The 13,462-nt window shown below is 64.2% G+C and carries 10 protein-coding genes and 1 pseudogene; 5 read left to right on the plus strand and 6 right to left on the minus strand.

Annotated elements, in window-relative coordinates:
* Positions 1–103 precede the first annotated feature (103 nt).
* The 5 genes from SBI20_RS15780 to SBI20_RS15800 are packed head-to-tail and all read right to left on the minus strand — an operon-like array spanning position 104 to position 2,831.
* Positions 104–559: a hypothetical protein gene (locus SBI20_RS15780; protein ID WP_317975913.1), complete on the minus strand. Its 456-nt coding sequence runs from the start codon at positions 557–559 to the stop codon at positions 104–106.
* On the minus strand, positions 556–777 hold the full coding sequence (locus SBI20_RS15785; protein ID WP_317975914.1) for a hypothetical protein: 222 nt from the start codon (positions 775–777) through the stop codon (positions 556–558). Before SBI20_RS15785 ends, SBI20_RS15780 begins: the two co-directional genes overlap by 4 nt.
* Positions 774–899, minus strand: a complete 126-nt coding sequence (locus SBI20_RS15790; protein WP_317975915.1) for a hypothetical protein — start codon at positions 897–899, stop codon at positions 774–776. The genes SBI20_RS15785 and SBI20_RS15790 overlap by 4 nt, the downstream gene beginning before the upstream one ends.
* 13 nt (positions 900–912) lie before the next feature.
* On the minus strand, positions 913–1,407 hold the full coding sequence (locus SBI20_RS15795; protein WP_317975916.1) for a hypothetical protein: 495 nt from the start codon (positions 1,405–1,407) through the stop codon (positions 913–915).
* Positions 1,404–2,831 carry a hypothetical protein gene (locus tag SBI20_RS15800; protein WP_317975917.1) on the minus strand — a complete coding sequence of 476 codons (1,428 nt, stop codon included), beginning with the start codon at positions 2,829–2,831 and terminating at the stop codon, positions 1,404–1,406. Before SBI20_RS15800 ends, SBI20_RS15795 begins: the two co-directional genes overlap by 4 nt.
* Before the next feature lie 644 nt (positions 2,832–3,475).
* Between SBI20_RS15800 and SBI20_RS15805 the strand changes: the two genes are divergently transcribed.
* The 3 genes and pseudogenes from SBI20_RS15805 to SBI20_RS15815 all read left to right on the plus strand — a co-directional run bounded on the left by SBI20_RS15805 (position 3,476) and on the right by SBI20_RS15815 (position 6,453).
* Positions 3,476–4,668 (plus strand): IS3 family transposase gene (locus SBI20_RS15805; protein WP_411911491.1). Its coding sequence is split into 2 segments (ribosomal slippage): positions 3,476–3,734 and positions 3,734–4,668, totalling 1,194 coding nucleotides; the frame shifts between segments, so codons are not numbered across the junction.
* A gap of 208 nt (positions 4,669–4,876) precedes the next feature.
* A pseudogene (locus SBI20_RS15810) lies at positions 4,877–5,251 on the plus strand (integrase core domain-containing protein); the annotation flags it as partial.
* 161 nt (positions 5,252–5,412) lie between these two features.
* Positions 5,413–6,453, plus strand: a complete 1,041-nt coding sequence (locus tag SBI20_RS15815) for an ArsO family NAD(P)H-dependent flavin-containing monooxygenase (RefSeq protein ID WP_317975918.1) — start codon at positions 5,413–5,415, stop codon at positions 6,451–6,453.
* A gap of 46 nt (positions 6,454–6,499) precedes the next feature.
* Here the strand turns inward: SBI20_RS15815 and SBI20_RS15820 are convergent, their stop codons facing one another.
* Entirely contained in the window at positions 6,500–7,888 is a 1,389-nt protein-coding gene (locus tag SBI20_RS15820) for an MFS transporter (RefSeq protein ID WP_317975919.1), read from the minus strand.
* A 665-nt stretch (positions 7,889–8,553) separates the two neighbouring features.
* Here SBI20_RS15820 and SBI20_RS15825 point away from each other — a divergent pair.
* Both SBI20_RS15825 and SBI20_RS15830 read left to right on the plus strand, forming a co-directional pair.
* Entirely contained in the window at positions 8,554–11,265 is a 2,712-nt protein-coding gene (locus tag SBI20_RS15825; RefSeq protein ID WP_317975920.1) for a TonB-dependent receptor, read from the plus strand.
* A 170-nt stretch (positions 11,266–11,435) separates the two neighbouring features.
* On the plus strand, positions 11,436–13,412 hold the full coding sequence (locus SBI20_RS15830; protein WP_317975921.1) for a tetratricopeptide repeat-containing sulfotransferase family protein: 1,977 nt from the start codon (positions 11,436–11,438) through the stop codon (positions 13,410–13,412).
* The last annotated feature ends 50 nt before the right edge of the window (positions 13,413–13,462 follow it).

Consider the following 13,462-nt stretch of genomic DNA (forward strand, 5'->3'; position numbering starts at 1 on the left):
ACCCAATCGTTGAAGTCACAGAATTCACCTTCCCAGTTCGGAACGAGCGAACAGGGAGTGGCCGGGCGCGTCCAGCATTTCCGCACATCGATATTGCGGTCTGTCATGCAGCGTCTCCCATTTTTGGGGTGCGGCCCATGTCGGCATCGGAAATTCGGTCTGCCCATTGGGAAGCCGTCTCCAGCAGGCCGTCGATCGTCTCGTTGAAGAGGATGGTTGTATGGTAATGTCCCCACGAGAACGATGCAGACCCGTGGCCAGTGGGTGTCAGCACCGGGGTTGCCGCAACGGCGATGAAGCCGAACATGCGTCGATTGAACGCATTGCAGCAGAGTTCTTCGTATGCCTCGAGGAAATCAGGCGACAGGCCCTCAAAGAGGTGGCCTCGCTGATCTTCATCATAACTTGCGGCGAGCGATTGAAGCTCTTCAGGCAAGGCGCTGTGAACTCCCAAAGCATCTGCCAGACTTTCGGGTGGGTTGTAGACGGGGAAGGGCCAGATTCCCTCGAAGCGCACATTGGCGTCGAACATGAGGTCGCACAGATGTTCCATGGTCATTCCACACCACCAATCTGTGTGAAATGGACCTGGGCGGCAGAATAGTGGGCGAAGCCCATTTCTCGGGCAACGGCATCAAGGGCAGAGATGTGCGTGCAGCCAGTTTCGCGTTTCATGCGCTTGGCGCGGCTCTTGAGGCCCTCCAGAGTGGTTGGGGTATGGTGTCTTTCGTGCATTTGTGGGGCTTCTCTTTCATTGTGGGTAAGGGGTGCTTTCACCAGGGCAGGCATCCTTCGAGCGGGCAGCGGGCGAAGCCTGCGATGACGCGATCGAGCATGTGCCAGGCGAAACCGAAGCAGAGGGCAAAGGCGGCGACTTTGGCGCGGTCGGCGAAGGCCATGGGAAGTCTCCGGTCAGCGGGAAAGGGAGGCTGGCGTGGCGGCGATGAGCTGGCGCCAGAGGAAGGTCTGGGCACGGGCGGCGCGGGTGCGGCGGCCCGGTTCGAGGTGCCAGGCCATGGCGATCACCCATTCGGCCTGCGCGGCCAGATCCATGGAGAGGCCGCCGTCTTCCATCGCGATCTCGGCGATCGTGGCGATGCTGGTATCGAGGGCGGCGGTGATCGCGGGCAGCATGGCGTGATCGGCGGGCGCGCCCGTGCCGGTGGCCATCCAGCGCCATTCGGCGGCCAGCGCCTCGAACACCGCGATCTGCGCGGCGGCATCCCCTGCCTCCATGCGGCCAGCGGCGATCAGCTGGGGGAACCGCTTGCGGCGGGCTTCGAGCATACGCTCGGCCATGGCGCGGATGGCGGCATAGTCGGCGGCGGCGACGGGCGGCTCGGGGCTTTCGATGCCGTGCCAGACGCGGCGGGGTTCCTTGGCCGGGGCAGGGGCGGGCGCGGTCATATGATCCGCTCCGCCTTGGCGGGCTGCTCAAAGACCCAGCAGACCAGAACTTTGCCGTCTGGGCGGTTCACGTTCTTGGTGGCGACCCAGCGGTGGGACTGGCTGCCGCGCAGCACTTTCTTGAGGATGTCCATGTTGGGCAGGCGCAGGCCTGCCTGATGGCAGCGGGCCTCGAACAGGGGCATGTTGATCGCGATCAGCCGGTCGCGGTCGCGATGCTGGTTGATGCTCTTGCCTTCGGTGTGGGCGGTGGAATCCTCGCGGCTGATGAGGAAGTCCACCTTTTCCCAAAATTCGGCCACGAGCGGATGATCACCGCCGCAGCTTTGCTGCCGGTCGAGCGCCATCTGGTCGATGAAGGCAACGGCCTCATCGATCCATTCCTGGCGGCAGTTGGGAAATATCCGGGCCAGCCCTTCGACAGCGGCGGCAAGCTGGCTGTGGCACTTGATCGGGCGGGTATTGTGGAGGCCCGGAACACGCCGGGGCATGTCGGTATCGTGATGGTCGAAGCGTTCGAAGAAGTAGGGCAGGAACCGGCCTTCATTGCGCACGACATGAACGATGGTGCCCGAGGCCCGCTCGATCGGCCAGCGTTCGAGGCGGACGGCAGCCAGCTTCGTCGCATCGCTCCATCGGCTCTTGTCGACCTTCATCGACATCAGGCGTTCCAGAACGGCGGGGATCGCGTCGATCCGCTCGTTCTGCATCAGGTAGATCGTGCCCAGAAATGGCGGTTCGTGGGTCTCGTAGCCGTCTGACTTCTGGCCGGTGCCGCGCGGGTTGCGTCCGTTGTAGAGCACCAGCAGTTCGTTGTAGTCGTACTGGCGCTGGCCCGAGCGCTTGTCATCGTCGCCGCGCTTGCCCTCGATCAGGCCGACCGGCAGGTTGGATACCTTCATGAACGTGCGGGCGAGGAAAACCACGGTGCCCTTGTTAGGATCGTTGCCTTCGTGATCGGGCCGCCCGAGGGTCTTCCAGAGGAATTCCACCATGGTCGACTTGCCAGCGCCCGGATCGCCGGTGATTTCGAGGAAGCCGATCGACTTGTGGCGCTCGCGGATCTGGACCGCGAACAGCGACATGACGAAGAAGCCCAGGGCAACCAGCCCCTTGGGGCCATAGGCGGTCCACAGATCGGGCAGCCAGTCGAAGTCGATCTGGTCAGGGTCGTAGGTGATGTCGAGCAGGCGGTCGGGGCTTTTGAGCTTCACCGCGTCGCGGCCAAGGTCGAAATAGCTTTCCTCGTTAATTTTGATCAGCTTGCCGTCGCGCACGGCTATGTCGCCCAGCACCCAGGCACGATGGTCGCGCGAATAGCCGGTGAACTTGATCGGCTCGACGACCTTGAGGTTGCGGGTCTGGTTGCGGATGATGCGGTCGAATTGCTCGCTGGTTCCGCTCCACGATGCGGCCCAGGTCATGAGCCGCTTCTTGAACTCGCCGCTGTTCGCACATGCTGCGGAAGAGAAGCGGCCCTTTGTGGATTTCCGATTGTAGGGGGAAGTCTATTTGCAGGAAATAGGTCGCCTCGCTGGCGACCTCATCAAACTCGCGATAGAGCAGGCGGAACGCGCAGTTGGCGATTTCCTCGACCACGATGCGGCGCTTTTCGCTCTCCTCGTCGAAGCTGACCTTGCACGACCACAGGCGGTTCTTGTGGCGGAACTCGAACGAGGAGACGGCCATCTTGTGGTCGGCCATCAGCCGGGCCTTGTCGCGCGCGGTTTCGGCGATGGTGATGGCGCCGTTGTAGCGGTACTGGTCGAAGGCCCAGTCGGAGAGTGGGGCCTTGTCCGGGTCTCCGGCCCAGTCGAGGTGGTCCTTGAGAAGGTCGTTCCAGTCCTTCTTGGTGCCCTCGCCATCGGGGCGGACCTGCATGGCGCTGGCGTCCCAGCCTTCGGTGATGGCGCGCTTCACATATTTGGTGGTCGCTTCCACGCCTGCGCGGCCCACGTCGAAGGCGAAGACCAGGCGCGGGCGGACGGTGCGGCCAATGCGCTCTGACCTGCCCCCCGAAAGATCCCTCATTCTGATGTAGAGTCTGCCAACTGCAAGGAGCAGACGCATGAGGAAGAGCCGTTTCACCGAGGCGCAGATTATCGGGATGATCAAGGAGCAGGAGGCCGGGCTGCCGACTGTGGAGGTTTGCCGCAAACATGGGCTGAGCACGGCCACGTTCTACAAGCTGAAGGCCAAATACGGCGGATTGGAGGTATCCGCCGCCCGCCGCCTGCGCCAGCTTGAGGACGAGAACGGCAAGTTGAAGCGCCTGCTGGCCGACAGCATGCTCGACAACGCGATCCTGAAGGACTTGCTGGGAAAAGTCTGACGACACCGGGCCAGCGGCGGGACGCAGTGCGGCGGGTGTTGCGGGACTATGAGATCTCGCAACGCCGGGCCTGCGTGCTGATTGGTGTCGATCCCAAGAGCGCAGGCGACGGCCATGCCGGGGGCATGGCCCAAAGCCGAGCCCGGCGCGAACGCCCGCCTGACCATAGCGCCATCCGTGCCGCCATGAAGGAGGTTGCGGGCAAGCGCCGCCGGTTTGGCTACCGGCGGATCGGCATCATGCTCGAACGCAAGGGGATGATCATGAACCACAAGAAGCTCTACCGGCTCTATCGGGAGGAAGGCTTGTCAGTGCGGCGGCGGCGTGGCCGCAAACGGGCGCGGGGCAGCCGCACGCCGATGCCCGTGCCGCTGGCACCGGGGGCACGCTGGTCGATGGACTTTGTGTCCGACACCTTCGGCGCATCACGCAAGTTCATGATTTTGGCCATCAATGATGACTGCTTCCGCGAGAACCTGTGCCTGATCGCGGATACCAGCATCTCTGGTGCCCGGGTGGCGCGTGAACTCGACACGCTGGTGCGGCTCTATGGCAAACCGGCCTGCATTGTCAGCGACAATGGCACCGAATTCACCAGTCGGGCCATCCTCGAATGGGCCGGCAAGAATGGGATCGAGTGGCATTACATCGACCCGGGCAAGCCTCAGCAGAACGGGTTCATCGAGAGCTTCAACGGCTCGCTGCGCGATGAATTCCTCAACGAGGAACTGTTCGACAGCCTGGCCGATGCCCGCCGGAAGCTGGCCATCTGGCGCTACGATTACAACCACGTCCGGCCACACTCATCTTTGGGAAATCGAACGCCTGCACAAGCGCGTCGAGCGTTCGAGCAGGACGAAGCCATCACGCACGACGCGCTTGTGCAGGCGCAGGGGGCATCGTATTTAACTGCTGGACTCTCGTTATGATCGAGGGACTGACGGGGGGCAGGTCAGCAGCATTAACGCCCTAAGGGCGACGCGGTTCGGGCAGAATTAAGGGGCAGCCAGCCATAGCCACCTGGACACCTCCATTTACCGCTCGCCATAGTTCAGACGGCCCGCGATTGCCTCGTTATCGAGCTGGGTAACTGACAAACACCGCGATTGGTGCGCCGCCAAATAGCGTGAACGTTTACAGCCAAGGCTGCTGTCTGATAATGGCCCCAGCTACATCGCGGGCGAACTGGCCGAATATATCGAGGCCAACAAGATGAGCCACGTGCGCGGCGCCCCGTGTCATCCTCAGACCCAGGGCAAGATCGAGCGCTGGCACCAGACCCTGAAGAACCGCATCCTACTGGAAAACTACTTCCTGCCCGGCGACCTCGAGGCACAGATCAAGGCCTTCGTCGAGCACTACAATCACCAGCGATACCACGAGAGCCTGAACAACGTGACGTCCGCCGATGCCTACTTCGGCAGGGCCCCCGCCATCATCAAACAGCGTGAAAGGATCAAACGACAGACCATCGAGCATCGGCGCTTGCAACACCGCAAGCTCGCCGCCTAACATCAAACCCCAGACGAGGCCCGCACTCCGCTAATTTACGCCGTGAGTTGTGCCGAATGTTCTGACGACGGACAGGCCGATGCGGCCTCGCGCGTTTGAAATTGTTCGGGGCGAGATCGTCCGGGTTGAAGATGTCCGGCGCAGGCTGCAAGCCTGACCTCATGGAAAAGCACGATATCATCATCGTCGGCGGGGGCCAGATGGGCCTTGCGCTCGGGTATTACCTGAAGCGGGCGAAGGCCGATTTCCTCATTCTGGATGCGGGCGAGGCTGCGGGCGGGGCCTGGCGCCATGGCTGGGATTCGCTGCGGCTGTTTTCCCCGGCGGGCTACAGTTCGCTGCCGGGCTGGCTGATGCCGCCGCCCGCGCACGAGGGCTATCCCACGCGCGATGACGTGATCGACTATCTCGAACGCTACGAGGCCCGTTTCGACCTGCCGATCAGGCGCCCGCTGGAGGTGACGGCGATTGCGCGGGCCGATCACGGGCTCGTGGTGCAGACTGGCGCCGGATGCTTTGCGGGCCGCGCTGTGGTCAGCGCGACGGGCACATGGTCGCATCCCTATGTGCCTGATATTCCCGGGCGCGACTTGTTCCGGGGGCGGCAGATCCATTCTGCGCACTATGTGGGGCCCGATTCATTTGCCGGGCAGAGCGTGCTTGTCGTGGGCGGGGGCAACAGCGGCGCCCAGATCATGGCCGAAGTTGCCCCGCGCGCGCGGGCGCGCTGGGTCACCTTGCGCGAGCCGCTGTTCCTGCCCGACGAGGTGGATGGCCATGTCCTGTTCGAGCGGGCGGTGGCGCGCCTCAAGGCGGCCAGGCCCGATGGGCCGGTCGGCGGGATCGGCGACATCGTGGTCGTGCCCCCTGTGAAGGAAGCCCGCGCACGCGGCGATCTGGTGTCCGTCAGGCCGTTCGAGCGGATGACCGGGACCGGGGTGGTCTGGCCCGACCAGACGCAGACGCAAGTCGATGCCGTCATCTGGTGCACGGGCTTCCGCCCCGCGCTCGACCATCTGCGCGGGCTTGGTCTCGTCGAGGAGGATGGCCGGGTCCGGGTCGAGGATCAGCGGGCGCTCGGGGAACCCCGCCTCTGGCTGGCTGGCTATGGCGACTGGACGGGGGCCGGCTCGGCCACCCTGATGGGCGCGGCGCGCACCGCCCGCGACCTTGCCGCGCGGCTGGTCCGCGATCTGGGATAAGCGCCTGATCGCGGATGCGAGGGGGCCGCTGGCGGCTGGCTGGTGTCTATGCGGGGGGGCGGGCGGCAGGGGCTGAAGCCTCGCCCAGCGCCAGCCCTTTGGTTTCCGGGGCGAGCAGGTGGGACACGATGCCTCCCGCCACGCAGATGGCCGCCGCGATCAGCATCGTGGGCGGCGTGCCCAGACGCTCCATCGCGATGGGCAGGAGGAAGGTTCCGGCCGCCGCGCCAATGCGCGAGGTGGCCGTGGCAAAGCCGACCCCCGCGCCCCGGATCTCGGTCGGGAAGACTTCGGTCGGATAGAGGCTGCACAGCGCGGTCGAGACGGCGTTGAAGAAGAAGAATGCCGTGGCCGCGAGCGCCACGAACAGGCTGGGCAGGCCGGGCACCGCCACCAGCACGAGCGCGGCGGCGGAAATGAAGAACGGCGGGATGCCCAGACGGCGGCGGCCCCAGCGGTCGACCAGTGCCGTGCAGGCCAGCACGCCGAGCAGCGCGATGCCGTTGAGCGCGAGCCCCCCGGCCATGCCATCGCCCAGTCCCAGCTTGTGCAGCACGACCGGCGCGAAGGTGCCGATGGCGAAATAGGGAGTGACGTTGCAGACCCAGAATACCGAGGTGAACACCGTGGCGCGGCGATAGCGCGGGGCGAACAGGTGGCGGAACGAGAGCGCACCGCCCGGGTTGGTCGAGCGCAAGTCGCGGCGTTCCTCCTCGTGCATGTATTCAAGGGCGAGGGCTTCGGCTTCGTCGATCCGGCCCACGCTCATCAGCCAGCGCGGCGATTCCGGGGTGCCGAAGCGCATGAGCAGGACGATGAGCGTCGGTACCGCGCTGAGCGCGAGGATGAAGTGCCAGTCGACGGTAAAGTGGACGGTGAGCGCCCAGGCCAGCGCATAGGCTGCCAGATAGCCCGCATACCAGCCGATCTCCTGGACCGACATCAGCAATCCGCGGATCTTCGCGGGCGCGAATTCGGCCAGCATCGGCCAGCCCACGGCATAATCGGCGCCGATGGCAATGCCCATGACGAGGCGCACCGCAAACAACTGGCCGGGCGTGACGACGAAATACTGGGCGAGCGAGCCCAGCAGGAAAATCGCAAGGTCGATCGTGAACATCGGCTTGCGGCCGATCCTGTCGGCCAGCAACCCGCCCATGGGGCCCCCGATCAGGATGCCGATCAGCGCCGAGGCGCCGATCAGGCCTTCCCAGCTGGTGGAGAGCTTCAGGTCGGCGGTGATGCCGGGCATCAGGATGCCGACCGCGCCCAGGATGAAGCCGTCGATGAACATGCCGCCCGAGATCATGAAGGTCAGCCGGGCGATGAAGCGGCGCTGCCGGGCATTGTCCGCAGGAACGGGATCGGCGTCTGCGGGAGAGGCTTGGGCAGGAACCGTGGGGAACACGCCGGAAGGAGAGGGCCTGGAGATCACGTCGAACGCTCCGCAAGTTTTCCATCGGGACCATCGCCGCATCACGGGCGGCGGGCAGCGAAAACAGAGGGTATTTCCGGCAATTGGGTATGGAGACATCGGATTGGTGCGTCCCCCGGCAGGTCCGGCCCGGACAAGGGGCCGGGGAAGGAACGGACAGGGGGATGACATCACATATGTTCACATGTGTCAATTTAATGTTCTCATGTGAACCTTGCGGCATCGCGCAGAGGGGAACGGCGCACGGAACGCTGATTTTCCCGCCTGGAAAGGGGCCGCCGGAAGGGGCGGGGCGGGTTATGGGACGATTGATCAGCAAACCCGGATGCCGGGCATAATTTGCAGTAATGATGGGCCTGGCCGGCTGGATTCGGCACTTTGCCTCGCACAAGCACATTGATTGTTGTGGTTTATTTCACATAAACACACTTTGCATCCGCAATGTGCCGGGGGCCGGGGCTGGCGGACATATTCGTTGCATTCAATGTTCATGTGTGTACATTTTTTCTGCGCGTTTGCGGAATCGGGCAGATGATCCGAGGCGAAACAGGGCGCGCAGCCGATCTGTGATCTTTTTTACTGTTGGACTTGGCCCGCCGAACGGTGACGTTTCGGTGAGGGGGGCCTGTTGCATAAAAAATCAAGCAATCGTGAGGGTATGCATCATGAGCGAACGCAACAGTTCGAGAACGCCGATCCGTTCAAAAATGGGGACCAATCTGAAAATGTCGGCCGCCGCCGGGGTGCTGGCCTTTGCGCTGAGCCCTTCGGCCTGGGCGCAGGAGGCCGCATCCGCGCCCGTAGCGCCTGCAACGCCCGCGTCCGTGGCCCCGGCGACCACCGACAATGGCGGCCTGACCGATATCGTCGTGACAGCCACCCGCCGTTCGGAAGCGGCCAACAAGATCCCGCTGGCGATTCGGGCGCTGGGCGGCGAGGCGCTGCGCGACCTGCATGTCTCGAACCTTGAAGACCTCGTCGCGCAGATGTCGAACGTGCGGTCGGCCTCGCGCGGGCCGGGTGTGTCCTCGATCTACATTCGCGGCCTTTCGTCCGATACGCCCGGCGCGCAGTTCATGGGCACCGTGGGCGTTCAGCCCAACGTCGCGCTCTATCTCAACGATGCGCCCAGCTCGATGCCGGGGCGCAACCTCGATATCTATCCGGTCGATCTCAACCGCGTCGAGGTTCTGGCCGGGCCCCAGGGCACGCTGTTCGGTGCCAGTTCGATGGGCGGTGCGATCCGCTACATCACCAGCAAGCCCGACCTGACCAGGTGGGGCGGGGGGATCAACGGCTCGGTCTCGGCGACCTACAGCGCGGCGATGAGCGGCGAGGTCGATGGCTATATCAACATCCCGATCGTCAAGGACAAGCTGGCCCTGCGCGTCACCGGCTATTTTGACCATCAGGGCGGCTACATCGACAATGTCTACGGCGAATACCAGATGCCCTTCGATGGCCATGTCGGCGAGGCCGGGCAATTGCCCACGGGCAACCCGCTGCTGGTCTCGCGCGCGCTGGCTTCGTGCGTGGGGGTCACCAACTGCACCGGCTCGGGGTATACGCCGCCGATCCGGCAGAAGATCAACAATGCCGCTTACGTCAAGAACAACTACAACGACGCCGAATACAAGGGCTTCCGCGCGGCGCTGACCTACCAGATCGACCCCGACTGGTCGATCGATGTCATGCACATGCGCCAGAAGCTGACTTCCGATGGCGTGTTCGACTACCAGCCCGACATCGGCGACCTCAAGGTGCACAAGTTCGGGCCCAACACGCTCAAGGACAACTTCGACGTCACCACGCTCAACATCAACGGGCGGATCGGCGCGCTCACGGTGCTCTATGCCGGGTCCTATGTTCACCACGAGGCGCAGCAGACCGCCGACTATTCGGGCTATTCGAACGTCGGTCTCTATCTGCCCTATTACGAGTGCGACGCGGGCGTCTATTACAATTCGATGAGCAATGCGGGGAACACCTGCTACACGCCGGGCAAGTCGTACCGGATCAAGAGCGTCAACAAGCGCCTGACCAACGAGTTGCGCATCGTTTCGCCCGCCGACAAGCGGATCCGTGGCACGCTGGGCGTGTTCTATGATGTCAACAAGCTGCGCGACAACACCGACTGGCTCTATTCCCAGGTTGCCGCCGGCTACATCTATCCGCGTTCGGTCAACCCGAGCCTTTCGGCCAACGACTATGGCGTCAAGCCGACCGAGGTGACGTTCTTCAACGACACCTATCGTCTCGACAAGCAGTTCGCGGTCTATGGCGAAGTGTCGATCGACATCATCCCCCATCACCTGACCCTGACCGGCGGCGCGCGCTATTATCGCGAGACGGCCTCGATGACCGGGTCTTCGGACGGCAGCTTTGGCGGCGCGCGCGGGGTCTATGACCCGGCCACCGGCACTTACAGCGCGGCGGCCAATCCGCCCGCCTACTACAACATCAGTGCCGACTTTTCACAGACCCTCGCGGGGCTGAGCCCGGCCCACTACAACGGGGTGATCCCCAAGGCGAACCTGACCTACAAGTTCGACAGCGGCTCGCTGATCTATGCGACCTATTCGGAAGGGTTCCGTCCGGGCGGGTTCAACCGCCGTCCGTGCCGCACCAATACCCCCGAATGCGTGAGCCTGCGCTATTACCGGCCCGACCATGTCAACAACTATGAAGTGGGCTGGAAGCTCTCGGCGCTCAACCACAGGCTCCAGTTCAATGTGGCGGCCTACATCATCCGCTGGACGAACGTGCAGATGTCGGTGTTCGACCAGAACATCTCGAACCAGACTTTCACCAACAACCTTCTCAATGCCCGCATCCATGGCATCGAGGGCGATCTGGCCTGGCGCGCAACGCGCGAACTGACGGTCAATTCGTCGTTCTCGTACAACGATTCCAAGGTCACCGACTATGTCCTGCCGATCTCGGCGCTGGTGCCGCTGGGCAGCCCTCTGGCGATGAGCCCGAAGTTCCAGTTCTCGGTTACCGGGCGCTACCAGCGCGAACTGGCCAATGGCTTCAAGCCATTCATCCAGGCCAGCGTGCGCCATGTGTCGTCGTCGATTTCTTCCGACGTGGCCAATACCTCGATCCGCTGGACGGGCTCGACCGTCACCTACAACGGGGTGACCGTCAACAACGGCGATCCGATCTCGCCGCAGATCACCTCGCTCAGGCAGGGCGGCTATGAAATGCTCGACATTTCGCTGGGTGTCTCGCGCGACAAGTGGACGCTCGAAGTTTACGGCAAGAACCTGACCAATGCCCGGCCCGAGCTGTTCCGCTCGCTGACCGAGGGCGAATACCGCACGACGACCGCACGCCCGCTGACGGTGGGCCTGCGCGGTTCGTACAACTTCTGAAGCCAGCAAGGGGCGGCGCCATGCGGGGCCGCCCCGCTTTTTTGACCGGTTTCTTTTTTTGGATGGCCTGCTGAAAATCAGGCCTTGATTCCGGGGGCCGCCGGTGGCGAACTCAGAGTCCGAGGGTCGGGCTCTCAGGCGCCCGGCAAGCGGAAGGAAATGCTGCCACGATGACGCAGCTTGCGTTCGAGACTGCCGATATTCCCGGCCTGCTCCGGGACATTCAGGGCGCCATGCAGCGCGGCGATCTGGCCGGGGCGGGGGCGCGGGTTGCGCAAGTTCTCCGGCGCGAGCCCGACAATCGCGACGGCCTCTATCTCGACGCGGTGGTGCGCCGCTATCAGGACGATCTGGCCGGGGCGCTGGCCGCGCTCGATCACCTTCTCGCGCTCTATCCCGCCCATGGCCGCGCCTTGCAGGAGCGCGGGCACTGCCTTCTGGCGCAGGGCGACCGGGCGGGCGCTCTGGCCGCCTATCAGGGCGCGGTGGCCACCAATGCGGCGCTGCCCGCCGCGTGGCGGCGGCTGGCCGAGCTTCAGGAGGGCGACGCGGCCGACTATGCGCTGGCCCAGCACGATTATCTGGCTGCCCTGCCACCGCCCCTGCTCGGGGTGGCGGGCATGATTCAGGAAAACCGGCTCTCGCAGGCCGAGGCGCTGTGCCGCCAGTTCCTTCAGGCCAACCCCACCCATACCGAGGGCATGCGCCTGCTGGCCGAGATCGCGCAGCGGTTTCAGGTTGTCGACGAGGCTGAATTTCTGCTCGAATCCGCCATCGCGATCGAGCCTGACAATATCGGCGCGCGCTATGACTATGCCCGCGTGCTCAACAAGCGGCAGAAATTCGCCGAGGCGCTCGACCAGGCCCGGCACTTGCGCCGGATCGATCCGGGCTCGATGATGATCGCCTCGCTCGAAGCCGACCAGAACCTTGCCGTCGGCAATTTCGACGCGGCGCTGGAGCATTATCGCCAGCGCGTGGCCGATCATCCGCGCAATCCGGGCTATCACCTGACCCTCGGCCACGTCCTCAAGACGGTCGATGCCATCCCCGAGGCGCTCGCCGCCTATCGCGCGGCCTATGGCCTGCGCCCCGATTTCGGCGCGGCCTACTGGAGCCTTGCCAACCTCAAGACCTACCGCTTCGACGATGCCGAACTGGCGCAGATGGAAGCGCAGGAGCAACAGCCCCGCACCGCGCTGGCCGACCGCTACCATTTGTGCTTCGCGCTGGGCAAGGCGCTGGAAGACCGGGGGCTCTACGACCGCGCCTTTGCCTGTTACGAGCGCGGAAACCGCCTCAAGCGCGAGGAAGTCGGCTATGACTGGCGCCGTCTGGCGCGCGAGATGCAGGACCAGATCGACATTTGCGACGCCGGTTTCATCGCCGCGCTGGGCGAGGGGGGGCACACCGCGCCCGATCCGATCTTCATCGTCGGTCTGCCGCGCGCCGGCTCGACCCTGCTCGAACAGATCCTCGCCAGCCACAGCCAGGTCGAGGGCACGATGGAACTGCCCAATATCCTGGCCCTCGCGCACAAGCTGGGCGGGCGGCGCCGGGTGGGGCAGGCTTCGGCCTATCCGGCCAACATGGCTGATCTTTCGCGCGACGAGCGGCGCGCGCTGGGCGAAGCCTATGTTCGCGATACGGCCATTCACCGCAAGCTTGGCAGGCCGTTCTTCATCGACAAGATGCCCAACAATTTTCGCCACATCGGCCTGATTCACGCGATCTTGCCGAATGCGCGGATCATCGACGCGCGCCGCAGCGCGATGGGCTGCTGTTTCTCGGGCTTCAAGCAACTCTTCGCCGAGGGCCAGGAGTTCACCTATGGGCTTGAGGAAGTGGGGCGCTACTACCGCGACTATGTGCGGCTGATGGACCACTGGGACACCGTGCTGCCGGGCAAAGTTTTGCGCGTGCAGTACGAGGACGTGGTCGACGACCTCGAAGGGCAGGTGCGCCGCCTGCTCGATTTCCTCGGCCTGCCGTTCGAGGAGGGGTGCATCCGCTTCCACCAGACCGAACGCGCGGTGCGCACGGCCAGCTCGCAACAGGTGCGCCAGCCGCTCTATCGCAGCGGCGTCGACCAGTGGGAGCACTTCTCGGCCTACCTCGACCCGCTGCGCGCCGCGCTCGAAGCATAGCGCGCGCGCTTCTGTGCCTGCCGTCTGTGGACGTGCCGGGCAAACGCTCC

Origin of the sequence: Novosphingobium sp. IK01 (genome assembly GCF_033242265.1) — a bacterium.
In the GTDB taxonomy this organism is placed as follows: Bacteria; Pseudomonadota; Alphaproteobacteria; order Sphingomonadales; family Sphingomonadaceae; genus Novosphingobium; species Novosphingobium pituita.

Coding starts and splice junctions, on each gene's coding strand:
- SBI20_RS15780 (WP_317975913.1), bottom strand. CDS start 559: ATGACCATGGAACATCTGTGCGACCTCATGTTCGACGCCAATGTGCGC.
- SBI20_RS15790 (WP_317975915.1), bottom strand. CDS start 899: ATGGCCTTCGCCGACCGCGCCAAAGTCGCCGCCTTTGCCCTCTGCTTC.
- SBI20_RS15795 (WP_317975916.1), bottom strand. CDS start 1,407: ATGACCGCGCCCGCCCCTGCCCCGGCCAAGGAACCCCGCCGCGTCTGG.
- SBI20_RS15800 (WP_317975917.1), bottom strand. CDS start 2,831: ATGACCTGGGCCGCATCGTGGAGCGGAACCAGCGAGCAATTCGACCGC.
- SBI20_RS15815 (WP_317975918.1), top strand. CDS start 5,413: ATGGAAAAGCACGATATCATCATCGTCGGCGGGGGCCAGATGGGCCTT.
- SBI20_RS15825 (WP_317975920.1), top strand. CDS start 8,554: ATGAGCGAACGCAACAGTTCGAGAACGCCGATCCGTTCAAAAATGGGG.
- SBI20_RS15830 (WP_317975921.1), top strand. CDS start 11,436: ATGACGCAGCTTGCGTTCGAGACTGCCGATATTCCCGGCCTGCTCCGG.